Origin of the sequence: Kurthia sp. 11kri321 (assembly GCF_001534765.1) — a bacterium.
GTDB classification, from domain to species: domain Bacteria; phylum Bacillota; class Bacilli; order Bacillales_A; family Planococcaceae; genus Kurthia; species Kurthia gibsonii.
Genome location: NZ_CP013217.1, coordinates 187,648 through 211,097, shown reverse-complemented (window position 1 = coordinate 211,097; position 23,450 = coordinate 187,648). Strand labels below are relative to the sequence as shown.

Genomic DNA, 23,450 nt, shown 5'->3' with positions numbered 1-23,450 from the left:
TAATAATTTATTTTTATTATAATACATTTCGTTTTATAATATAGGTATCAACTAAGAAAGAGATGATTCGATGTCATTCATCAAAAAAATTCCGATTCCAATGGCTGGTCTAATTTTAGCGATTGTATCACTTGGAAACTTCATGTTACAACGCCAATTCGAAGTAGTGGGTCATATTTTCGTATGGATTGCCATATTACTAATCGCATTTTTGACACTACGCGTTGTAGTAGACTTCCAATCAATTAAACAAGAATTAAAAAATCCAATGATTGCAGCTGTTGCACCGACGTTCACAATGGCAACATTCGGTATCGCTGCATACATTCATCAATTTGAAAGTTTTGTCTTATTAGCTAATGTCTTATGGTATGGTGCGATTGTATTACATCTTGGCTTTATGGCACACTTTACCTATCATTTTGTGATTAAACATGACTTAACTTTACAAAGTTTATACCCTAGTTGGTTCATCACATATATCGGTATTGGTGTTATTACATTTACATCACCAACATTCAATTTATTAATCGGTCAAATCTTTTTTGTACTAGCGATTATTAATTACGTCGTACTCGTACCAATGATGATTTACCGTTTAATTAAAACACATTATAATGAACCAGCTGCTATGCCACTTCTAACGATTCTAACTGCACCTACATCATTATGTTTAGCCGGCTATTTAGCAATCACAGATGCGCCGAATACAGCAATTGTAGCTAGTAGTTTAATCGTTAGTCAGATTCTATTCTTTGTCGTATTGTATTTCTTACACAACATTTTCAAACTTGCTTTCTATCCAAGCTTTGCAGCGTTCACATTCCCGCTTGTGATTACAGGGATTGCAGCAACACTTGCACATGATGTTCTACAATGGCCTTACTTCCAATTTGTCGCTTATACAGAAGTGGCTCTAGCTATTGTTATTACAGGCATTGTGTTGGTACGCTACCTTGCTTTCTTATTCATTCAAAAGAAAGAAGCACCTGTTGCAAAGACTGTTAAAAAAGAAGTCGAAATTTAATAAAAAAAACATCGCTTTCAAACGCGATGTTTTTTTATTAAATACTACTTGGTACAGTTACTTTCACTATGTTTTGTAGTTGTTGTAATGTATTCTGTTGCATCATTTTGCACTGTTTCTTTCTCACAAAACTGCTTTACTTGTTTGCCCTCTTTTTCTACACCATAGTAATACGTTATATTCGGCTCATCTTTAAAAACCACTTTATACTGTCCTTGATAAAAACCATCTTGTCCTTTTTCTTTCGGTTCTACATAAATTTGTTCACGTAAATCTTTTTCTGTGTAACCTTGCTGTTCTAAATGATTCGGGACATGTTTTTCTACTATGTATTTTGTATAAGGGTTGCCATTATTCAACACAAAAATAAATAGCAGTGGTACAACAATGATACAAATTCCGATTATAATTGCTAACGTATAAAATAACTTTTTCATATAAATCCCCTCCTTTTCTATAAAATAACATATTTATACAAAAAGAAACGCATAGATGAAAAGAATCGTGCTTTTCACCTATACGCTTTTTTAGTTATTTAATCATCTTACTTGGAACAACCCATTCGTTGAATTGTTCTTCTGTTAATAGACCACTTTGAATCGCAGCTTCTTTTAAAGTTAAGCCTTCTTTGTGCGCTAACTTCGCAATTTTCGCTGCATTTTCATAGCCAATATGAGGGTTTAAAGCTGTTACAAGCATTAGTGAATTGTTTAAGAAATGTTCTAGCTTATCTTCATTCGCCGTAATCCCTACTAAACAATGCTCATTAAAGCTACGAATTGCATCTGATAATAGTTCAACAGACTGCATGAAGTTGTGTAAAATCACTGGTTTAAAGACATTCAATTCAAAGTTACCTTGTGAAGCCGCAAAGCCAATTGTTACATCATTCCCCATTACTTGTACGGCTACCATTGTGACAGCTTCACATTGAGTTGGGTTGACTTTACCTGGCATGATGGAAGAACCTGGTTCATTTTCTGGAATCGAGATTTCACCAAAACCTGAGCGTGGACCAGACGCTAACCAACGTACATCATTCGCAATTTTCATTAAGTCTGCTGCTAATGCTTTCATCGCACCATGTGTCGTTGTAATTTGATCATGTGATGTAAGTGCATGGAATTTATTTGGAGAAGGAACAAAATCAAGACCTGTTTGTTTTGAAATTTCAGCAACTACTTTTTCATCGAATCCTTCTGGTGCATTTAATCCCGTACCAACTGCTGTACCGCCAATCGCTAATTCGCGCATATGTTGTGCAGCTTCTCGAATCATCTTTTCAGACGCTTCAACCATATACAACCAACCACTTACTTCTTGTCCTAATGTAAGAGGTGTCGCATCTTGTAGATGTGTACGACCGATTTTAATTAAGTGCATAAATTCTTCTGATTTCGCTTGTAGTGTTGCTTTAATTTGCGCTAAAGCAGGTAATAAATTATGTTCAACAGCTAGAGAAGTTGCGATATGCATCGCTGTTGGGAAAGAGTCATTTGAAGATTGAGATTTATTAACATCATCATTTGGATGTAGACGTTCTTCTACACCTTTTTCAGCTAGATATTCATTACCGATATGTGCAATGACTTCATTCACATTCATGTTCGTCTGTGTACCTGAACCTGTTTGATAAATAACAAGTGGGAATTGGTCGTCATATTTACCTGCAATGATTTCATCTGCTGCAAAAGTGATAGCTTCAGCTTTCGCTTCTGAAAGTGTTCCTAAATCAACACAAACTTTTGCGACTGATTTTTTCAAAATCGCATATGCATGTATAAAAGTAATTGGCATACGGTCTGAACCGATGCGGAAATTTTCTGTACTTCTTTGCGTTTGAGCGCCCCATTTACTATTTGCTGGGACTTTGATTTCTCCCATAGAATCATGTTCAATACGATATTCCATATTGTTCATCTCCATTTCTTCAATCTGTACTACTCTTTTATCATAACGCTTTTAAGAAGTTTTATCTTGCCATTTGCTTGAAGTAAGTCGAAATGGAACGCGAACTAGTTTTTAACTTACTTTTTGTAACCTTTATAGATTTTTGCCTACTTTTATATAAATTCTTCCTATTTAAATAAACAACTGTTTCTTGAATACGTACCACATCAATCTATAAGCCGTATTTCCCTAAATATGTATGTTACAAGATTGTAAATTTTATTAAGATTAATTGCTTTTTTTATACGGTATTCGTTTTGAATTTGTTATTATTATAGTTGCGTTTAAAAACTTATATGGTTGTTTCAAACTAGGAGGATTTACATGTTCAGCTCAAAAAAAGAAGATCCATTCTTTGCCGCACTTTATCAAATTGCTGAAAACCTAAATGCTGCATCACACTATGCAGACGATTTTCGCATCACAAGCATCGCTGATTTAAAGGAACTTAGCGTTACACTAAAAAAATACGAAACAGATGGTGATAAACTGATTCATCAGTTAATCCAAATGTTAAATAAATCATTTATGACGCCAATCGAACGTGAAGATATTTTAGAGTTAGCCGTTCGTATGGATGATATTTTAGATGGAATTGAAGGATGTATTGCACACTTTGAGATGTTCTCGTTAACAGAAGTAGATGACTACATGCGTGATTTCTTAAAGTACATCACACTTAGCACAGATGAAATTGTCGCTGCGATGAAACATTTATTAAATCGTAAATTGTTAAACATGCGTGAACACGCAATTGTTATTAAAGACTACGAACGTAAATGTGACGAGGTATTACGTACATCAATCAAACAATTATTCTCACATGAAAAAGATCCAATTCGTATTACACAATTCAAAGATATTTACGAACAACTTGAAGAAGTAGCTGACTACTGCCAAAACGTAGCCAATGCGATGGATACAATTATCATGCGTAACGCATAGGAGATGTCGAAATGGATACTGTATTTCTATTAACAATCGTCGTCGTCATCGCTGCACTTACGTTCGACTTTATCAATGGCTTTCATGATACTGCAAATGCCATTGCTACAGCCGTTTCTACGCGTGCATTATCGCCTAGAGTGGCTGTAACAATGGCTGCTATAATGAACTTTATCGGTGCAATCACTTTTACAGGTGTGGCAACTGCAATCGCTAAAGACATTGTAGACCCATTTGCTTTAAATCATGGTGTCGTTATCATTTTAGCAGCATTAATTTCCGCGATTATTTGGAACTTGGCAACGTGGTACTTCGGTATCCCTTCTAGTTCATCGCATGCTTTAATTGGCTCACTTGCAGGTGCTGCCGTCATCGCTGGTGGTATGGGCGTTATTAATTTTGAAGGTTTCCTTACAATTATTAAGGCGTTAATTCTATCACCATTCATGGCAATTATTTTAGGATTTTTAATGATGTCTCTATTCAAGGTCATCTTTAAAAATCGTAACTTATATCGCTCAAATAAACGTTTCCGTCATGTACAGATTGCGACTGCTGCACTTCAGTCTTTCTCACACGGAACAAATGATGCACAAAAATCAATGGGGATTATCGCTCTTGCCTTAATGTCTGGTGGCTATTTATCAGCAGATGCTGGCGTACCAATGTGGGTACGAATTGCTGCAGCAACTGCGATGGGTCTTGGTACATCAATTGGTGGTTATAAAATCATCAAAACAGTTGGTGGTAAAATCATGAAGATTCGTCCAGTAAACGGCGTAGCAGCTGATTTATCTTCTGCTTTAATCATTTTCGGTGCAACACAAATTCATTTACCGGTTTCGACAACACATGTCATTTCATCTTCTATTATGGGTGTAGGTGCAGCGCAAAATGTCAAAGGCGTTAAATGGGGTGTGGCGCGAAATATCGTCATTACATGGATTATTACACTGCCAATTTCAGCAGCACTTGGTGCATTAATCTTCCTATTTTTCAATCTATTCTTATAAAAGTCTACTCACAAAGAAATTGCGCGATGGCGTAATTTCTTTTTTTGTTGCGAGCACTCGACTTATTTTGTTCCGTACTTTTTCTGTTTACCAAATAATTCTCGAAAATACATCTATTCCTTTTAATCTTCTAAAACGGTAAAAAAGTGATTTCTTTTATTCGTATTCCTTTTTGAAATTTTGTAAACTGAAAACAAAGTATGTTAGAAAGGGTGTCACCATGGTTCGCTACTCACAATTTATTACGAAACATGCGAAAAGCATTGTCGCTCTCTGGGTGATTTTTATCGTCATCAGTGCTTTCTTCGCAGTCAAAATCCCCGATTATTTAAAGGGTGACGGCTTCAAAGTAGATGCTGAGCATCAAGCTGTCATGAAAGAACTAAACAAAAATTTTGATGTACCTGCCGATTCTATTCTTGTTGTTTTTAACGATGTATCTGATAAGAAAATTAAAAGTACATTGGATGAATTAAAAAAAGAAGAGCCTGAAATTGACTCCATCATTTCACCGCTCAAAGAAAAAGATCAATATTCTAAAAACCTGTCGTATGCAGTTTTAAACTTTGATGAAAGTTCTCAAGATTTAGGTCCTATCGTAGAACATGTTCGTAGTCTCACAAAAGATGACAAAAATATTGAATATACAGGTGGACCTGTCATTTCAAAAGATATGAATGAAGCGAGTCAAAAAGACTTAATGCAAGCAGAATTAATCGGTTTACCAATCGCAGTCATTGTTCTACTATTAGCATTCGGTTCTGTTGTCGCTTCGATTCTTCCTATTTTAATCGGGATTTCTACGATTATCGTGACATTCTTTGCAATGGTAATTATCGGTGATTCTGTTTCGCTGTCCGTCTACATTTTAAATATTATTCCGATGCTCGGACTCGCCTTAAGTATTGACTTCTCGCTACTCTTCATTAATCGTTATCGAGAAGAAAGACAACGGACATCTGTCGAGCATGCTGTTCAAATCGCGATTCAAACAGCGGGTAAATCCATTATCTTCTCTGCTATTTGTGTCATGATTGGTCTAGCCGCGATTAGTGTTATTCGCGTCGAACTATTTGAAAATATCGCATTAGGTGGTTCAGTTGTTGTATTCTTCGCTGTTTTTACAGCTCTGACATTATCTCCAGCAATTTTAACACTACTAGGTGATCGTCTAAACAAGTGGACAATTATTCGTGTAAAACCAACTGCTACATCACGTTGGCATGCTTTCGCTTCAACAGTTATGAAGCGACCTGTACTCGTTGTCATCGCATCACTTGCAGTACTTGTGCTTATGATGATTCCGATTAAGGATATTAAATTAACAATTCCACAAATTGATGCACTACCGAAAACATATGATGCACGTGTCGCATATGAAAAATTAGATAAAGAGTTTAAATTAGATAGCCAATCAACGGTTTATGCCTTAGTTGAACGTAAAGATGGCTGGGATAACGATGGTGGTCGTAAAGAAATTCTTTCACTTCAGAAAAAACTTGAGAAAGACTCACTCGTAAAAGATGTAAAAACAGCTTTCACGACAACAGACATTAAAACAGTGAAAGAATGGGATCAAGCTAGTCAAATTCCACAGGTGAAAACGAATCTAGAAAAAGCACAGGATGCTTTTATCCACAAAGATCAATTAATGATTCCTATTACATTAAATGTGGCGGGTGATTCTTCTGAAGCACAACAATGGGCGCGTGATTGGTCAAAACCAAACTTCAAATTAGCCGGTGCGCCAAAATATAATCAAGAAATCTTCGATGAAATTTCAAATCATGTTGTTGAAGCAGGTCTCATTATTATCGTGACGACGTTCATTATTCTTTTAATCGCTTTCCGCTCGATTATAATCCCTTTAAAAGCGATTATTATGAATATCTTTGGATTAACTGCTGCATTCGGTTTACTCGTATATATCTTCCAATACGGTCACTTTGGATTAGATGCAGGTAGTATTGTTTTAATCATTCCTGTCATTACATTCTGTCTTGTATTCGGACTAAGTATGGACTATGAAGTATTTTTAATCTCTCGTATTCAAGAAGAATATGAAAAAGGAAGTAGTAACACGAAAGCTACAATTGATGGTTTAACGCAAACAAGTAAAATCATCACATCTGCGGCGCTCATTATGATTGTACTAACGGGCTCATTCGCATTTACAGATATTATGCCTGTGAAACAAATTGGTGTTGCGATTGCGATTGCTATCGCAATTGATGCAACGATTATCCGTCTTCTTTTAGTACCAAGTTTAATGAAGCTATTCGGTGATTGGAACTGGTGGTTACCATTCCGTAAAAATAAAAGAAATGCAAAATAATTAAAACGAGCCTGGGATAAAACATGTCATCTTCTCTTTTTAGAGTTCGCAACGAAAAACTGGAACCGCGCCACAGCGCGATTCCAGTTTTTCTTATGCTCATGTGGAATGTGTTTTTTACACTTATGTCCCAGGCTCGTTTATTTATTGAATCATTTTAAAAAGAACGTTCTACCCATTCTTTTGCAGCCTGTACTTCATCCATTGTTAATTGATGACCGTATTGATGCCAATACATTTTTACATCTGCTCCTGCGTCCTCTAAATAGTCTTTTAAGCCCGTTGATTGTTCAATTGGACACATCTGGTCGTTTTCTCCTGCTGTAATGAATACACGCAACCCTGTAAGGTCTGGTAGTGTCACATCTTCACGTGGAATCATTGGATGATGTAAAATTGCGCCTTTTACGACTTTTCCTATTTGGAAAAATAAGTTCGCAGCAATATTCGCACCATTTGAATAGCCAATCGCAATGACATTGTCACGATCAAAATCATACTCTTTCGCTGCTTCATCAATAAATGCTGCTAATTCTTTTGTACGTAGTTCTAAATTATCTAAATCAAAAACACCCATTCCTAGACGTTTAAAAAAGCGTGGCATACCATTCTCTACTTCGCTGCCTCGTACGCCCAGTAATGATGCTTCTGGATTCATCTCTCGTCCTAAACCAAGTAAATCTTTTTCATTACCACCTGTTCCATGCAGTAATAAAAATGTTGGGGCTTGTTCATTTGAGCCTTTTATAAATACATGTTCCATTTAAATCCCCCTCTTCATAATTATCTCGAATTCAAGATAATTATATAAAAAAAGAGCAAGTTCGTCAATGAACTCGCTCCTTCTTCTATTATTTCTCTTTTTTAAAGCCTTCTTCACGTAGATACTGTTCTGCATCTTCCTTCGTTCCAAAGCTTTCTTCTAAATTGAATGCATGATACACATTCCAAAATGGTTCTTCATGCACAAGAAGTAATTGGTCATTTTTATGGTTCTTCCAACTTTCTTCAATGACAACTTCTTCTTTCGGTTCATCTACTTCTGATAAATACATAATTGCATCTTCGATTACTTCAACTAATTGTGTTTCATCAAAGTCACGAATGTTCACAAGACCACGATCATCTGCATCATAAGCAAGTAAATCCCCTACATAGACAAAGCCATTACCATTCGGGTGTAACTTCTCTACAACAATTTTCTTCTCGTAGCGACTACCTTCAAAATGATAGTTCAAGCGATTCATTGAAATCGGTTTTTCCGTTAATTCTGGAAAGCGACGGATAATCTCTTTTTTTTCTTCAAATGTTAGCATAATAAACTCCTTTAAAATCAGTTGTTATTAAGTATAACACTCCTTATATTTCTTTGGTGACGGCTTTCCGAATTTCTAATCGACGCGCATAAATATTTTTGATAATTGCCTTCATAACTGCATAGAACGGTACACCTAACAGAATACCGAGGAAACCAGCGATATTTCCTGCTGCTAAAATAATCGTAATAACTGTTAATGGATGAATATCTAATGTTTTCCCCATCACATTCGGCGTAATCAAGTTACCATCAATTTGTTGCGCAACGAGTGTCACAACACATACCCATAATGCTTGAATTGGACTATCCAGAAAACCAATTACAAGTGCCGGAATAAAGGCAATCCATGGTCCAATGAATGGAATGATATTCATAAAGAATGCGAAAATCACTAATAATAATGCATAGTCTAAACCAATGATTAAATAACCAATGAACATCATCAGCGCAAGTAAGAAACTAATTAATAACTGACCTTGAATGTAGCTACGTAGCACTTCATTCACATCTGCAATCGTCTTCTTAACCCACTCACGACGACTACCTGTAAACAAATTATAAATACGCGGTGCAAATTTCTCATGATCTTTTAGCATATAGCCAAAGAAGAATGGAATTAAAATCAGAACAAATGCCCAGGCAACGACTTTTGAAATCACATCAAGTACAAATTTACTCGTTGATAGTGCATAATCCTTAATTCCATTAATCGCTCCATCAATCGATTTTTGAACTTGTTCTGGTAAATGCTCACGTTGGTTCACGACATATTTCGACCACTTTGTTACTTCGTCGATAAATCCAGGTAATGCAGCTAAGAAGTTATTCAGCTGAGTAGCAATTAATGGCCATACATATGATACAAAGATTGCCACTAATCCAATCAGTAGTAAAAAGATACTGAGAATACTCGACCAACGCGGGAATTTCTTTTTCTCTAAAAAACGTTGTAGCGGTTCCGTAATGTAGAACAAAACCCCACCAATTAATAAAGGTGTAAAAATCGCACTTAGAATAACAGCAATTGGATAGAAGATATGTTTAATCTCCATAAAATACTTAATAATTAATAATGTTAAAAGGAGTCCAATACCTGCTTGGAACCACACTTTTTTCGTCAACGTACATCACTCCATTTCCTGTACATATTATAGAATATTTCCACAGAATAGGAAAATCTAACATCAAAAAAATGAGAAATCGTTTTATTTACGATTTCCCATCTCATTGATTTATAATTTCGTATCATCAACATTATCTAAATATGCTTTAATCGCTACTACAACATCTTCTAAACATCCTGCTTCAAACGGAGACGTTAAATGAGCTGCCTCAACTAGCTTTGTGAAAGACTTTGAACCGCCTAAGCGACACAGTGCTAAATAATCTTTCCACGCTGCTTGATAATCCTCTCGTGAACGTTTCCAGAATTGGAATGCACATACTTGCGCTAATGTATAATCGATGTAATAGAATGGACTTGCAAAAATATGACCTTGGCGTTGCCAGAAGCCACCCTTCTCTAAATACGCATCGCCATCATAATCACGATGTGGTAAATATTTCTTCTCGATTTCGCGCCATGCAGCTTTACGCTCGTCAGGTGTCATCTCTGGATTCTCATACACAACATGTTGGAATTCATCGACAGATACACCATATGGCAAGAACATTAAACCACTCTCAAGATGTGAGAATTTATATTTCTCTGTGTCTTCTTTGAAGAATAGCTCCATCCAAGGCCATGTGAAGAATTCCATACTCATCGAATGGATTTCTGCTGATTCAAAAGTCGGCCACAAATATTCAGGCACGCCAATATGACGACTTGAATATACTTGGAATGCATGACCTGCTTCATGTGTTAAAACATCAATATCTCCTGATGTTCCATTAAAGTTAGAGAAAATAAATGGTGACTCATAATCTTCGATGAATGTACAATAGCCGCCACCTTGCTTTCCTTTTTTCGCAACTAGATCCATTAAGTTACGGTCTTGCATATAACGGAAGAATTCATTCGTTTGCGGTGACAGTTCTTTATACATTTGCGCGCCCTGTGCAACAATCCACTCAGCATCACCTTTTGGCGTAGGATTTCCTGTTGCATATGTGAATGCTTCATCACAGAATTTTAATGTATCAACGCCAATTCTTTTACGCTGACGCTCACGTAATTCTGTCACATATGGTACAACAACATCTCGAATTTGGTCGCGGTATCCCTTTACCATCTCTGCATTATAATCGACGCGGTTCATACGAACATAGCCTAACTCCACATAGTTTTTATAGCCTAACTTAATCGCCTGTGCATGACGATTCTTTACTAATTCATCATAGATGCGATCAAACTCTGCTTCATGTTTTGCGAAGAATGATGAACTGGCATCGCGTGCTGCTTTACGTGTTGCACGATCTTTTGATTCAGCGAATGGCGCTAGTTGTGCCAATGTATATGTCTCACCTTGGAACTCAATTTGAGCCGAAGCAATTAAGTTTGAATACTCTGTACTTAGTTTATTTTCTTGTTGCATCAATTCAATCACTTCTTTTGAAAAACCTTTTAGTTCATAATCTGCTAAAGAAAAGAGTTGTGAACCATACTTCTCTTCTAATTCTTTACGGAATTTTGAATTGACTAACGCTTCATAACAAGCTGTTTTCACTTCTTGTAGAATTGGACCGTTTTCATCTAAAAATTCACGCTCTTTACGGTAATATGTATCATTCGTGTCGATTGAAGAACGAATATACGCGATATTATCCATTGTTCCGTAGCGATTGCGAATAACATTCATTTCATCCAGTACTTGTTCCTGTTCTTCTACTGTTGAAGCTTCTTTAAACTTTGTTACAAGTTGCATTAAATCTTGTTTCATCTCTTCAATATCTGGTCGTGCATATTGATACTCATCAAATGTAATTGTCATGTATGTCCCTCTTTTCTATTCTTTTCGATTTTCGAAATATTTATTATATTATTCAATAAATTTTGGAAAATTGCAACGAATTGTAGCGCTTATTCTTCCTATATTTAAAAATAAAGGTTAAGAACTTATATTTTCCTCAGATTTATGCTAATCTATTTCTATGCCCAATTTTTAAAGTGAGGTGCTAGACATTGGTAGGTCGTAACGATCCATGTCCATGTGGCAGTGGTAAAAAATATAAGAAGTGTCACGGTAAGAATGCTGATGGCAATCTTATGAACTTAGTAAATGATGAATTGAATCGTCTAGAGCGTACATTCATCCAAGAGGTTAATCCTGCTTCAAACTACAAAATGAATCAACGTTATCAACAATTGCTAGGAGAACTTTCTTCTGTTTTCCCTGATTTTTTAATCAATGCAATTAACATTGAAACATCTGTATATATTGAAGAACCAGCGCAATGGCAAGCATTCATTGCAAACCAAAGTGAAACAACAATGCGTCAGCAAGTAAAAGAGATTATCCAAAATTGGCATAATCCTCGTTTCATTTTGGCACATGTTGAATCATATGATGAAAAAGTGATTACACTTTTAGATGAAGTTGATGGCAAGACATATCAAATCCCTGCAACTTCTGAAGGTAATACACCAGGCGAATGGTTATTCGGTATCGCATTACCAGACCCTCGTCTAGGTGAAAATGGCTTACTTGTGAAGAGTTCTGCTTTATTCATTCCTAAGAATGACGAAGTAACAAAGAACGCTTTATTAGAAAAGCTAAAAGCAGGTATTACAGATTCATACGAACTGTATAAAGTATTCGGTGAAAGCAATTCGCCAATGGTAGAAGAAGCAACGGAAGTTGTAGAAACAGAAGCTGTTGTAGAAGAAGCTCCGAAAAAAGAAGTGGCTGTAGCAGACGAAGAATCATCTGTTCAAACACTTGCTGAAAAATACTTAGCTGAATATAACTTAGAAGCAGCTGCTTTCTTAGAAAAACTTCAACAGTTCTTAGATTCAGAAACAGTGAAGGCGAAGAAACCAGAAACAGTTGCAGCAAGTGCGATTTTAGCTGGACAAGCAACGAACATGATTCCAGAGGGCGGCTTGTCAAAAGTAAAAGATGTTGCTGAATATTATGGTGTTTCTGCTTCATCACTTTCTAAATACCGTAAGCAAATTACAGAGTTTTTAGAAGCTTAATCAAAAAAGAGAGCTCGTTCCGTAAAGGATCGACTCTCTTTTTTTAACGCCATAATTTTACTTTTTGTAAGATAAGACCTGCGCGTTCTCTCGCGCGTGCAGTAAATTCAATTGTTTCCGGTGTAGGAGCAGCTACTACATCTACATGAAAACCAAAATGTTTTGCAATCATTTGTGCGCGTGCTAAGTGGAAGTCATTTGTAATCAGTGTAATTTTTTCTTGATTAAGTGGAATGAATTGAGATGAGAATTTAATATTTTCATAGGTGGAAGTTGATTTCTTTTCTACAATTAAGCGATGCTCTTCAATCCCTTGCTCGATTAAATAGTCACGCATGACAACTGCCTCTGCCTCGTCTTCATCATCGCCTTGACCACCAGAAACAATGAGTTGTACATGTGGATATTGTTTAGCGTATTCTGCTGCTGCATCTAAACGATTTTTTAAGGACTTTGACGGAACTGCACCTGGGTTCACTTTTGCACCTAATACGATAGCATAGTTACTTTTACCATCTGCTTTTGGTTTCGTACCTTTATTCATTATATAATCCGTACCAAGCCAAAAGATTACGCCTGATGCTATACAGCTCAACAAAGTTATCTTTTTCCAACCCATGAAAATCACTCCTATTCTATAGAATATAGAACGCTCCAATCAATTGTATGTTGCGTAATATAAAAAAAGAGGAACCACTTTCAAATATCGTGATTCCCCATTCTATATTAGGCTTGTTCTACATTATGATACACTTGTTGGACATCTTCTAGTTCTTCTAATGCATCAATCATTTTTTCAAACTGAGCCATCGACGCTTCGTCTAATTGAACTTCTGTTTGTGGAAGCATTGAAATTTCAGCAACTGTGAATTCTTCAATACCTTCTGCTTTTAACGCTTCATCTACACGCGCAAAATCAGTTGGTTCTGCATATACAATCGTTACATCGCCTTCTTCAAAAACATCACGTACATCGATGTCTGCCATGATGAATACTTCAAGTAATTCATCTGCTGTTTTACCTTCTACACCAAATACAGCTGTTTTATTGAACATATAATCAACAGAACCTTTAACACCCATATTCCCACCGTTTTTACCGAATGCTGCACGAACGTCTGAAGCTGTACGGTTTACGTTGTTTGTTAAGGCATCAACAATTACCATTGAACCATTTGGACCAAAACCTTCGTAGCGTAGTTCGTCATAAACTTCGTCTACATTTCCTTTTGCTTTATCGATCGCACGATCAATAATATGTTTTGGTACACTATATGTTTTTGCACGCTCTAAAACGATTTTTAAAGCGCCATTTGATACTGGATCTGGTTCGCCTGATTTAGCTGCTACATAGATTTCACGACCAAATTTAGCATTAATTCGACTAGTATCTTTATCTTTTGCGGCTTTCTTTTCCTTAATGTTATTCCACTTACGTCCCATTAAAATTCACTCTCTTTCAAAATTAGAATACCTAAATTGTCGACGGGTGGGCAGTTATACTGTCGCCCGACATGGACGAGCCATTAATTTACTGTAGTATTATACACCAAATTCATTCAATTGCCTATTTATCATTGTTAACAAATAAAGAGCTAATTCACTTCACTCACATGAAATCAATTAACTCTCTTTTTTATGCCTTCATTATTTCATCATATAAACGCTGATTTGCTTCCATACACAATTGATAGGTTTCTTCAAAATCACCCGTGTAATAAGGGTCTGGTACATCTTTTGGTTCGTCTATAACATCTAAGTAGCGCATAATTTTTGCATGGGTCTTACCGATTATTCGTTTCGTCTGTTCGATATTATCATGATCCATACAAACAATGTAATCGAATTTTTGCCCATCTTCTTGTACAAGAGGTCTGCTGACCATTCCATCTGTTGAAATAGCGTGTTCTTTTAACTTTTGATGCGTCCCTCGGTGTGGTGGTTCTCCTTCATGCCAACCACTTGTACCTGCTGAATCAATCACCCATCCATCCATCTCACCTTTTTGTTGAACCATCGCTCGAAAAGTAGCTTCAGCCATCGGTGAGCGACAAATATTCCCTAGACAAACAAATAAAATACGATGTTTCATATTCTACGAACTCCTTAATTCCAAGGGAAGAATTTGAATAGTACAACGCCACTAACAGCTGACTTTTTAATAAAGCCATAATCACGACTGTCACTACTATTTTGGCGGTTATCCCCCATTACGAAATAAGAGTTATCTGGCACTTTCACATCGCCTGTTACATCTTTCATCGTAAAGTCTTCTGTGAAGTTTAATCCATCCGCTTGATATTCTTTTACATGATCTTGCTCATAATCTTCTTTGTATTTTTTACCGTTAATAAATAATTCATCATTTTTGAATTCGATATTATCACCTGGTAAACCAATTACACGCTTGATATAGTAATCATCTTCCACTGGTGACTTAAATACAATGACATCAAAACGCTTAATTTTACTTACCTTACTAATAATTACACGATCATTATCATGATATGTGTTCTCCATTGATTCACCTTTTACTGTTACAGGTGCAAATAAGAAATAACGTACACCCACTGCAATTAAAATCGCAATTAGAATTGGCCAAACCCATGACATAACCTCTTTACCCTTACTTGTCTTCTTCTTTTCCTGTTCCATTTCATCACCTTAATTCTGTTATTTCGTTCTTCTAATTATGACATTTTCTCACATTCATAATCAATATATACCCCTATTTCCTATAAAAAAGACTATTCAAACGATGAATTTGTTCCGCTTGAATAGTCATGAGTTTATTATTTTAATTCTTCTAAGTGCTGTGCTGTAATGCCAAGCACTGCATAAACCTTTTGTAATGTCGTTTCACGCACCTTTGTATCGCCACGCTCAATTCGACTTACTGTTTTTTGTGTAACATTTGCACGCTCAGCAAGCTGTGACTGTGTTAGTCCTACTGTCATACGTTGTTTGAAAATAATTTGGCTTCTTTTCTCAGCCATTTTCTCTAATGCCGTTTTTTCAACCACTACATTATTTTCTTGTTCATATAACTCTACTGATACCATTACACTACACCCCTATTTTGTTTTATTTGTTGTCATTTCTCCATTCCATATGTTTCGCTCGGCTCATTTGAAATCCCCTGTATTCAAATATCACTTGCTGTCTTGTCTAATGTTGTCTTGCAATTGTGTCAGTAACTCCCCAAGTTGCTGCTCTAACAGTTGCGTATATGCTTCTCTGCCTTCTTTTCCTTTTGCATTGACATAAATAGGTTCACCATAAATGATGTAACCCTTCTTTTTAGAAAATACTTCTTTTGGTGTGTTCGGTCCTATGTATGCAGCTGGAATAATTGGCGCTTTGCTCAGCTGTGCAATCGTAATTGCACCTTGTTTCAAATTAGAAGCCTCTGCATTTCGTGTTCCACTCGGAAAAATCCCGACAATCTCACCATCTTTAATTAGTTTCATTGGGACTTTTACGACACTTGGTCCTGGATTATCACGATCTACAGGAAAAGCATGCATTTTTGTAATGAACCACCCTAATGCTTTTTGATCGAACAGTTGCTTTTTGGCCATAAAATGAATGGGTTTCGGGTAGATAGAAATTCCAAGATTCAACATATCAATCCAGCCACTATGTGTACATGCAAGCACATAACCACCATCAGTTGGTAAATTATTTCTACCGTACACCTTCACCTTATTGAATATGCCTAAAAACCATCGAACTAAAAATCCTACAACGCGATACATAATACTCTCCTTCATACGTAAACAATCTAATCGTTTATTATTAAAAAATTTATATCTTTTTACTAGTATAAACGATTCTAAATATAAAGTGCGAATGTATCAGTGAATCTGTTATCTATTTCCCCTTAATTCCATTGTAAAATAAAATGGAAAAAATGTGTACTGAATGTACAAAAAAATTTAAAATTGTTATTCAATTCAAAATCTTTATGACACATTTTCGATAAATATTAATAAAAGTTGTTATATCAATGATTATACAGCTTATGAAAACGGTAACAACATTCACTTTTTTGTAAGAAACGATTATTTTGTCCTTCTGGAGTGGAATATGTCGAATTTTTCATTACTATCTATTTAACTCCCTACTATTTACATCATAAATTTTTACCAAAAGGAATACAAGTATTTTGCTATTTTTTACAATAAAAGGGTAACCATATACGCTACGGTTACCCTTTTTTCTCCATATTATGCATAAAGTAAAATGAATTTTACGTCTTTATTTTTTTCTAACTTTCATCTGTTTGACTAAAAATCCACCACTTAAATTACTTGGCTCGTAAGAAATGATGAATGCTTTCGGCCACATTTCTAAAACGGTATTTCGTAATTTTTTTTCATTTTTACGTTTCGCAATAACCGTCATACAAATTTTTTGACCGTCTTTTCCATCTGCTAACCAAGATGTAACCCCATAACCTTTTGAGCGTAATTCATGAACAATTTCAGCATCTTCTAAATTGATAATAATCTCAAATAAAATATAACCTAGCGCTAGTTTACCTTCGATTAAACTACCAATATAAACACCTAATCCCCAACCTAGACAGTATGCAGCCATATTCCAAGGATTATCTAAATTATCAAGCACCATTGTCAAACCCATTAAGTAAATAAAGACTTCTAAAACAGATAAAATAGAGGCTGCTTTTGGATATCCTTTAATAACGAGAATCAGGCGCAATGTTGTCATGGTCATATAAGCTACGTTAATCACAATAATAAGGATAATCGTATCGAGCATAAAAAGCCCTCCTAACCAATATACGAATTGTTTTAACTGATTCCCTTAATTTCCCTTAGAAAACATATCACAATTTAGTGCGCTTTGGTTCTTGAATACGGTCTAATTTTTTTAACGTGATATATAAAATCAGTACACCGACAAGATTACAAATTGTACCCAGACTAAATATAGTCCAAAATACTGTAGCTTCTAAATTGCGCGTAAAGGCAAATGTAATACTTAAAGAGCCTATGACGACAAGTGAAATAATCCATACAAATTGTTTAAACATGGATCACACTCCTTTATGCTGTTAGTTTTCTATAAGATGCATTTCAATTTTTCGACTCGCCCGACTTCTTTTCTTTGTTAATAATGCCTTTGCAGATTTCCGAAACTCGACATATTCACCGAATTGTATATATTCTACCCGAAAACCAGCTTCTAACCAAGCAGCAGACTGCACATATGTACCACTTCTTGTATTTCCCCACCATGCTTGATACTTATATGCAGACTGTGGAAGCGAGGTTTGTAGGATTTCTTCAATTTTTTTAAAACTTAAAATTACTTGTTCCTTTTCTTGTTGTTGTAAAAATTCATGGAGTGGAAAATATTTTCCGTTTCCTTTCATTCTATAACGTCCTTTCTATATTAGGGTTCGATTTTATAATTCTAACATAAAATGAAAAGAATATTCTAAAAATTCTAAATTAATGGAAAAGAAACGTTTTACTTACAGAAAAAGGACTTCAAGTGAATGAAGTCCTACTTACACATTTATTTTTTCTTCTTTTTCTCTTTTTCTTGTTCTTCTTTTAAGAACATATTATAGAGTGGCTGTAATGAGTTTGCATCTAAGTCGATATCACGTTCATATGCATATTTTACAGCATAACCGAGTGAAATCGTCATCGTCGCTGCGACCGAACCGGCTGCAACTGAACCGGCTCCAGGAATCAACTTCACAACCTGACGGAAGATGGTTCGCCCGACACTTCCGACAACTGTAGCAATAATCATCTCTTTTGCGCGATCTTTTGTAATTGGCTTATTATATAATTTGGCTAATTTAATCATCATCGCTACTTGTAATGCTGTTAAAGGTCCAAAGTCTGCTCCTGGTAGAGGAATTGCACCGATTGCAGCAGCAGAAGCCCCAGAAGCTAAAATCCACTTTTTCGCAGTAGATGACTTATCTGCCATGTGTGTTGCCATCAGTACGTCCTTTTTTCCTTTTTCTAAAATACGCAAAATTTGATTTTGTAACATCGACATGTTCTCACCTGTACGTGAAGAAATCGGTACGACTGGATAGTTGTAAGCTGTATTATCTTGAATATATTTAACCAACTCGCCTACATCTTCAGCGGCATCAATCTTATTTAAGACAATTAAAATATCTTGATTGACTTCTCGAATTTGCTTTAACGTTTGTAATTCATAGTCTGATAGCACCGTTCCAGCAGCATTTAAAAAGAATAAGACGACATCAGCTTCTTTGAAAAACTTCAATGTTTGCTGTGAGTTTTCACTGTTTACATCTTGTAACCCAGGCGTATCCACAAAAACAATTTTGTCATGCAGTGCATATTTTTCAATCGACACCGTCTCACCTGGTTTTGCACCTACACGCGCTACTTCCCCGTCCATTAAACGATTAATTGTTGAAGATTTTCCTGCATTGACATCACCAATCATCGCAATTAAAATCTCTTGATCCAGTTGCTTATTAATTTCGGCTGACTGCTCCGCAAAAATTTTATCGAATTGCTCATCTGAAAAAGGTTGTTTTTCCATGTATTGCTCACTCCTTTTATAATGCCGAGCTATGTGACTGACTAGTTCTTACAAATTAAATACCCGCATACTCGGCTAATTCACGTTCATATTTATTTAATGACGATGCTGAAACATCAAAATACTCCGCAATCGCTTTTACCGTTGTATCGATTTTTTCGAAATAACCATGGTCATTACCGAAACGAATTGCGCCTGCTGCAATTGCGACTGGTTTACGCGCTTTTGGTTGTTTTTCAACAACAAAGTCTTGCGTCAGTTGTAGAATACGCTCTGCGTCGCGTCCCTGTTCTTCTAAGTATGCCATGATTCGATCGAAAACTTCTGTTTCAAAATCTGTAAATTCATTACCTTCAAAACCATTCTCAACAAGTTTCTTCCATAATTCCATTGAATCGCCCATTGTTTTTTCTTTAAAGAACTGTTCAAAAATCGCTGTATGATCGACTGGGAAGAAAATCATACTCGAAATCGCTAAATGACGCTGTTCATCAATTGGCAATATGAAGCAAAATACATGAACATTCTCTGGAATAGGACGTTCACCTTCGCGTCTTAGTTGCACAAGAGCCTTTGTATCGCTCTGTTCAACAATCATATAGTCGTCTTTTACTTCTTTAATTTTTCCGATTAATAAAGACGGGTGTGACCACTTCTCTAAGCGTTCTTTTAAAGCTGGGCGAATCGTATCTTTTAATACTTTTTCTAAATAGCCTGTCCAAATATCTAAGCGTTCTTCAAAGAAGAAATAGTCAATGGCAATTGCTTCTACTAATTCGATATCGAGTTTGTCACCCAGTGCTTCATTCCATTTTGCGCCTACCGCATGATATGCTTCAAAATCTTGTTTTTTTGGATATAACTCATAGAAATTTTGAAGTACACGCTCCATTTCTTCGTCTACAACAACGTCTACTGTTACTGCCTCTTTATTCGCACAACACTTTTTATATTTTTTTCCACTACCACATGGGCATGGGTCATTACGTCCAATCATTTTTCCTACTCCTTTTAAAAAAACTTTTACTGTAACACTATAACACCTTTAGAAACATTCCGCTAAACAATGAAATTCACCTTAAAGTATGCTATTTTTTTAATATGAAAAAATATATTCCGTTACTTTTATTAATCGTTATTATTTTCATTTCATCTAGTCAAAGTTATGAGCAACAATCTATCGTACCAACCTTGCAACAACTCTTACCAAATCAACCGTTCTACAACTTCTTATCACTATTTAAAATTCCCTATTGGGGAATTACAGTGTCTGTTGAAGAACGTGGTTACTATTACTTCATTGAATTTTTAGTACGAAAAGCTGCACATATGTTATCTTTCGGTGCGATGGCAATCGCCATCTATATCGCGTTATTCCCAAGAAAATATCGCTATGTATATGCGCTTATCATCACATTCATCCTCGCCTTAGCAGATGAATTCCATCAGTACTTCACAGATGGTCGCACAGCTACCATGTCAGATGTGTGGTTAGATACATTCGGTGGATTTTTACTACTGACATTATTTGTTCTTATTCTAGCGTTGATTCGTAAATGGAAATCAAAACGATAAAACACATCCTTTCGTATATGGAAGGATGTGTTTTATCGTTTAGAGTAGAAGTGTCATCAAATATTCATCATAATACTCTTGTCCTTTTTTCATAGACTTCTTTTCAATGCCTACTACTTCAAAACCTAATTTTTTATAGAGTGAAAATGCTGGTTCATTCGTTGTCACAACACTTAAATTCAATTTCTCAATATCAGGATCTTCTTTAGAATCATCAATGATTTTTTGAATTAACGCGACACCTGCACCTGTACCTCGTGCTTTTCCAGATACATACACTGCGCCAATTTGCGCACGATGCGACATTTTAATCATTTTCTCTTTTTGCAATGTAGCTGCACCAACTAACTCCCCATCTAAAAAAGCACCATAAAACTGCTCGGCACTCGAGCGTGTCACTTCACGTACGAGGTCAATTGGATTTTCAATTGCTACTGCTTCCTCATAAGACATCGCAAAAGCTTCTGGGACTTCTTGTAATGCTTCTTTTCGAAGCGCCCAGTAAGCATGTGCATCATCTTCTACTAATTTTCGTATTTCTAGCATGATTTTAGCTCCTTTAGCGATTTAAACATCGCAAAGTTTTCGACAGATTACCTTCCATCCTTTACCCACAGCTAAACCATTCTAAAACACTTTCTTTTATAAAGAACCAACCAATATATCGACATCAATTGTAATTTCATCTAACTGTAAGTCTTCGATTTTCTTCTCTTGATGCCAACCCATCGGTGTCATATGCGCAAGTAATGGGACAAGTTCTGTGGATATCTTTTTTGTCGTTGTCACGCGGAAGATATCCACATGTGGAAAACTCTCTTTAAATCGTTCAACTGTTTGACTGTTCGAGTAATCCTCTTTCTCGGATGTCGCATAGAATTGTTTTCGTAACTCTTTTAAATAGCCGCTCTGTGGAACGACTTTAATCACTTTGCCATTCGGCTGTAATAAACGCTTAAATTCCTCATAGTTCGCAGGCGATAAAATATTTAAAATGACGTCGAATTTCTTCGATGCATAGGGGCTTTTCGCTAAATCTCCTACAACCCATAAAATATCGGTATAGTTCTTTGCAGCCGCCACGATTCCTTCTTTTGAAAGGTCAATCCCTGTCGCAATCATTTCGTGTTCACATTGTTCTTTTAATTTATAAAGATGCGTTCCTTCACCACAACCTGTATCTAATACCGTCATCACTTCAGGTAAGTTCGTCAGCTGTTGTAAAATCACATCATATACATCCGCATATAACATGGCATCAAGCACTTGTTTACGCGCTTCAAATAATTTTTGATCGTACATTGATTGAACTGGATGCGTTAGTAAATTAACATAACCTTGTTTTGCTAAATCAAAGCTATGACCATTTTTACATACAAGTGTTTTTTCCTCTTGTATGTGAAATGCTTGCTCACAATGTGGGCAGCGAAATAGCTGTGCATTCTTTTGAAGCCACTGTGCGCTCATTTGTTTTTTAGATAACATTCTTCACATTCCTCTCAAAAAAAGAAGCAGAAAACGCGTATTCGTCTTCCGCAACTTTTGTTATTTTATAAGATATTCAATGATTAAACCAATTGATAATAAGAAACCAAAGAATGTATTTGTTAAAGCAGTTGATTTCATCGCCAAACCTTGTTTCATCGGGATGCCTTCGCCTTCTTTAAAGTTCTTAATTGCTGCAATCGGTTTTGGCACACTGATGAATACGAGTAATAACCACGGACTAACAACACCGAATACGACTAAACCGACAATCCACGCATACGATACGATGAACGAAATCGCCAGCAACTGAATCGCTTTTTCACGTCCTAGTAGAATCGCAAGTGTTTTACGACCACCAATTGTATCTTCTTTAATATCACGAATATTATTCGACATATTAATACCACCAACTAAAATACCGAGTGGTACAGATACTAAAAAGCTCGTCATACTCACGTCACCTGTTTGGATGAAGTAAGCAATAAGAATAAAGCCAATTCCCATACTCAGTCCTGCAAAAAGTTCACCAAATGGTGTATAAGCAATCGGCATTGGACCACCTGTGTACAAGTAGCCAATTAACATACCAATAATTCCGATGACCACAAGCCACCAACTAGAATTCATACAAATATAAATTCCGATTAATACAGATAGACCGTATAAGATTAGGGCAAATGCCAATACAGAAGATGGCTTTGTACCATGTCGTACGAGCGCACCACCAATCCCTACTGAATCAACAGTATCTAAACCTCTTTTAAAATCATAATATTCATTAAATAAATTCGTCGCAATTTGTAAAAACAAACCGCAGACAAGCATTGCCGTAAATAAAAGCCAATTAATTGGACCATCATTAAGCGCGAGCATTGTCCCTAAAATAACAGGTGCAAAAGTTGCTGTTAATGTGTGTGGACGTGTTAATTGCCACATCAATTTTAGCGTGCTAATATCTTCAATCGGCTGATTTGTTTGTTTCGCCATAACTTACTTCCTTTCGTACTTTCTATAACTCTATTATTCTACATGATTTTTCGTTTGATTGCTAAAGTTGAATTTCAACAAAAAGTTTGATACAGTAAAGGCAA

The 23,450-nt window shown here is 36.0% G+C and carries 25 protein-coding genes; 6 read left to right on the top strand and 19 right to left on the bottom strand.

Features of this window, described 5'->3' with window-relative positions; genetic code table 11:
* Nucleotides 1-70 precede the first annotated feature (70 nt).
* A complete protein-coding gene (locus ASO14_RS01150; RefSeq protein WP_068450463.1) occupies nucleotides 71-1,027 on the top strand; it encodes a TDT family transporter in 957 nt (318 codons plus the stop codon).
* A gap of 44 nt (nucleotides 1,028-1,071) precedes the next feature.
* Here ASO14_RS01150 and ASO14_RS01145 read toward each other — a convergent pair whose 3' ends face one another.
* Nucleotides 1,072-1,464, bottom strand: coding sequence for a DUF3139 domain-containing protein (locus ASO14_RS01145; RefSeq protein ID WP_068450462.1), 393 nt, complete (start codon nucleotides 1,462-1,464; stop codon nucleotides 1,072-1,074).
* Nucleotides 1,465-1,558: 94 nt separating this feature from the next.
* A complete protein-coding gene (fumC, locus tag ASO14_RS01140; protein WP_068450459.1) occupies nucleotides 1,559-2,938 on the bottom strand; it encodes a class II fumarate hydratase in 1,380 nt (459 codons plus the stop codon).
* Nucleotides 2,939-3,301: 363 nt separating this feature from the next.
* On the opposite strand from fumC, the gene ASO14_RS01135 reads away from it, so the two are divergent.
* The 3 genes from ASO14_RS01135 (at nucleotide 3,302) to ASO14_RS01125 (ending at nucleotide 7,270) form a co-directional block, all read left to right on the top strand.
* Entirely contained in the window at nucleotides 3,302-3,922 is a 621-nt protein-coding gene (locus tag ASO14_RS01135) for a DUF47 domain-containing protein (protein WP_068450458.1), read from the top strand.
* An 11-nt stretch (nucleotides 3,923-3,933) separates the two neighbouring features.
* Nucleotides 3,934-4,935 (top strand): inorganic phosphate transporter, encoded by a 1,002-nt coding sequence (locus ASO14_RS01130; protein ID WP_068450457.1) that lies wholly within the window; start codon nucleotides 3,934-3,936, stop codon nucleotides 4,933-4,935.
* A 220-nt stretch (nucleotides 4,936-5,155) separates the two neighbouring features.
* Nucleotides 5,156-7,270, top strand: a complete 2,115-nt coding sequence (locus ASO14_RS01125; RefSeq protein ID WP_068450456.1) for an MMPL family transporter — start codon at nucleotides 5,156-5,158, stop codon at nucleotides 7,268-7,270.
* A gap of 157 nt (nucleotides 7,271-7,427) precedes the next feature.
* On the opposite strand, the gene ASO14_RS01120 is transcribed toward ASO14_RS01125, so the two are convergent.
* The 4 genes from ASO14_RS01120 to ASO14_RS01105 all read right to left on the bottom strand — a co-directional run bounded on the left by ASO14_RS01120 (nucleotide 7,428) and on the right by ASO14_RS01105 (nucleotide 11,521).
* Entirely contained in the window at nucleotides 7,428-8,033 is a 606-nt protein-coding gene (locus tag ASO14_RS01120; RefSeq protein ID WP_068450455.1) for an alpha/beta hydrolase, read from the bottom strand.
* 88 nt (nucleotides 8,034-8,121) lie between these two features.
* The gene (locus ASO14_RS01115; protein ID WP_068450452.1) at nucleotides 8,122-8,586 is read right to left on the bottom strand and encodes a hypothetical protein; all 465 of its coding nucleotides are present in this window, start codon (nucleotides 8,584-8,586) and stop codon (nucleotides 8,122-8,124) included.
* 43 nt (nucleotides 8,587-8,629) lie between these two features.
* The gene (locus tag ASO14_RS01110; protein ID WP_068450451.1) at nucleotides 8,630-9,709 is read right to left on the bottom strand and encodes an AI-2E family transporter; all 1,080 of its coding nucleotides are present in this window, start codon (nucleotides 9,707-9,709) and stop codon (nucleotides 8,630-8,632) included.
* A 111-nt stretch (nucleotides 9,710-9,820) separates the two neighbouring features.
* Nucleotides 9,821-11,521 (bottom strand): M3 family oligoendopeptidase, encoded by a 1,701-nt coding sequence (locus tag ASO14_RS01105; protein ID WP_068450449.1) that lies wholly within the window; start codon nucleotides 11,519-11,521, stop codon nucleotides 9,821-9,823.
* A 191-nt stretch (nucleotides 11,522-11,712) separates the two neighbouring features.
* On the opposite strand from ASO14_RS01105, the gene ASO14_RS01100 reads away from it, so the two are divergent.
* The gene (locus tag ASO14_RS01100; RefSeq protein ID WP_068450447.1) at nucleotides 11,713-12,729 is read left to right on the top strand and encodes a YecA family protein; all 1,017 of its coding nucleotides are present in this window, start codon (nucleotides 11,713-11,715) and stop codon (nucleotides 12,727-12,729) included.
* 43 nt (nucleotides 12,730-12,772) lie between these two features.
* Here ASO14_RS01100 and ASO14_RS01095 read toward each other — a convergent pair whose 3' ends face one another.
* The 10 genes from ASO14_RS01095 to ASO14_RS01045 all read right to left on the bottom strand — a co-directional run bounded on the left by ASO14_RS01095 (nucleotide 12,773) and on the right by ASO14_RS01045 (nucleotide 20,293).
* Nucleotides 12,773-13,348 (bottom strand): YdcF family protein, encoded by a 576-nt coding sequence (locus tag ASO14_RS01095; RefSeq protein ID WP_068450446.1) that lies wholly within the window; start codon nucleotides 13,346-13,348, stop codon nucleotides 12,773-12,775.
* Nucleotides 13,349-13,455: 107 nt separating this feature from the next.
* Nucleotides 13,456-14,172: a YebC/PmpR family DNA-binding transcriptional regulator gene (locus ASO14_RS01090; RefSeq protein ID WP_068450444.1), complete on the bottom strand. Its 717-nt coding sequence runs from the start codon at nucleotides 14,170-14,172 to the stop codon at nucleotides 13,456-13,458.
* Between the two features lie 193 nt (nucleotides 14,173-14,365).
* Nucleotides 14,366-14,821 (bottom strand): low molecular weight protein-tyrosine-phosphatase, encoded by a 456-nt coding sequence (locus tag ASO14_RS01085; protein WP_068450442.1) that lies wholly within the window; start codon nucleotides 14,819-14,821, stop codon nucleotides 14,366-14,368.
* 14 nt (nucleotides 14,822-14,835) lie between these two features.
* Nucleotides 14,836-15,342: a signal peptidase I gene (gene lepB, locus ASO14_RS01080; protein ID WP_231726969.1), complete on the bottom strand. Its 507-nt coding sequence runs from the start codon at nucleotides 15,340-15,342 to the stop codon at nucleotides 14,836-14,838.
* 179 nt (nucleotides 15,343-15,521) lie between these two features.
* A complete protein-coding gene (locus ASO14_RS01075) occupies nucleotides 15,522-15,791 on the bottom strand; it encodes a helix-turn-helix domain-containing protein (protein ID WP_068450438.1) in 270 nt (89 codons plus the stop codon).
* Between the two features lie 90 nt (nucleotides 15,792-15,881).
* Nucleotides 15,882-16,487: a lysophospholipid acyltransferase family protein gene (locus ASO14_RS01070; protein ID WP_068450436.1), complete on the bottom strand. Its 606-nt coding sequence runs from the start codon at nucleotides 16,485-16,487 to the stop codon at nucleotides 15,882-15,884.
* A gap of 502 nt (nucleotides 16,488-16,989) precedes the next feature.
* Nucleotides 16,990-17,514, bottom strand: a complete 525-nt coding sequence (locus ASO14_RS01065) for a DUF2179 domain-containing protein (protein ID WP_068450434.1) — start codon at nucleotides 17,512-17,514, stop codon at nucleotides 16,990-16,992.
* Nucleotides 17,515-17,809: 295 nt separating this feature from the next.
* On the bottom strand, nucleotides 17,810-18,130 hold the full coding sequence (locus tag ASO14_RS01055) for a DUF7662 domain-containing protein (protein WP_068450429.1): 321 nt from the start codon (nucleotides 18,128-18,130) through the stop codon (nucleotides 17,810-17,812).
* 146 nt (nucleotides 18,131-18,276) lie between these two features.
* On the bottom strand, nucleotides 18,277-19,296 hold the full coding sequence (locus ASO14_RS01050; protein WP_068450425.1) for a YcjF family protein: 1,020 nt from the start codon (nucleotides 19,294-19,296) through the stop codon (nucleotides 18,277-18,279).
* A gap of 55 nt (nucleotides 19,297-19,351) precedes the next feature.
* The gene (locus tag ASO14_RS01045; RefSeq protein ID WP_068450423.1) at nucleotides 19,352-20,293 is read right to left on the bottom strand and encodes a YecA family protein; all 942 of its coding nucleotides are present in this window, start codon (nucleotides 20,291-20,293) and stop codon (nucleotides 19,352-19,354) included.
* Nucleotides 20,294-20,397: 104 nt separating this feature from the next.
* On the opposite strand from ASO14_RS01045, the gene ASO14_RS01040 reads away from it, so the two are divergent.
* The gene (locus ASO14_RS01040; RefSeq protein WP_068450421.1) at nucleotides 20,398-20,871 is read left to right on the top strand and encodes a VanZ family protein; all 474 of its coding nucleotides are present in this window, start codon (nucleotides 20,398-20,400) and stop codon (nucleotides 20,869-20,871) included.
* 39 nt (nucleotides 20,872-20,910) lie between these two features.
* Here ASO14_RS01040 and ASO14_RS01035 read toward each other — a convergent pair whose 3' ends face one another.
* From ASO14_RS01035 to ASO14_RS01025, 3 genes are all read right to left on the bottom strand, one after another.
* The gene (locus tag ASO14_RS01035) at nucleotides 20,911-21,417 is read right to left on the bottom strand and encodes a GNAT family N-acetyltransferase (RefSeq protein WP_231726968.1); all 507 of its coding nucleotides are present in this window, start codon (nucleotides 21,415-21,417) and stop codon (nucleotides 20,911-20,913) included.
* 96 nt (nucleotides 21,418-21,513) lie between these two features.
* Nucleotides 21,514-22,356 carry a putative RNA methyltransferase gene (locus ASO14_RS01030; protein ID WP_068450419.1) on the bottom strand — a complete coding sequence of 281 codons (843 nt, stop codon included), beginning with the start codon at nucleotides 22,354-22,356 and terminating at the stop codon, nucleotides 21,514-21,516.
* 60 nt (nucleotides 22,357-22,416) lie between these two features.
* Nucleotides 22,417-23,346 carry a 1,4-dihydroxy-2-naphthoate polyprenyltransferase gene (locus tag ASO14_RS01025; RefSeq protein ID WP_068450417.1) on the bottom strand — a complete coding sequence of 310 codons (930 nt, stop codon included), beginning with the start codon at nucleotides 23,344-23,346 and terminating at the stop codon, nucleotides 22,417-22,419.
* Nucleotides 23,347-23,450 lie beyond the last annotated feature (104 nt).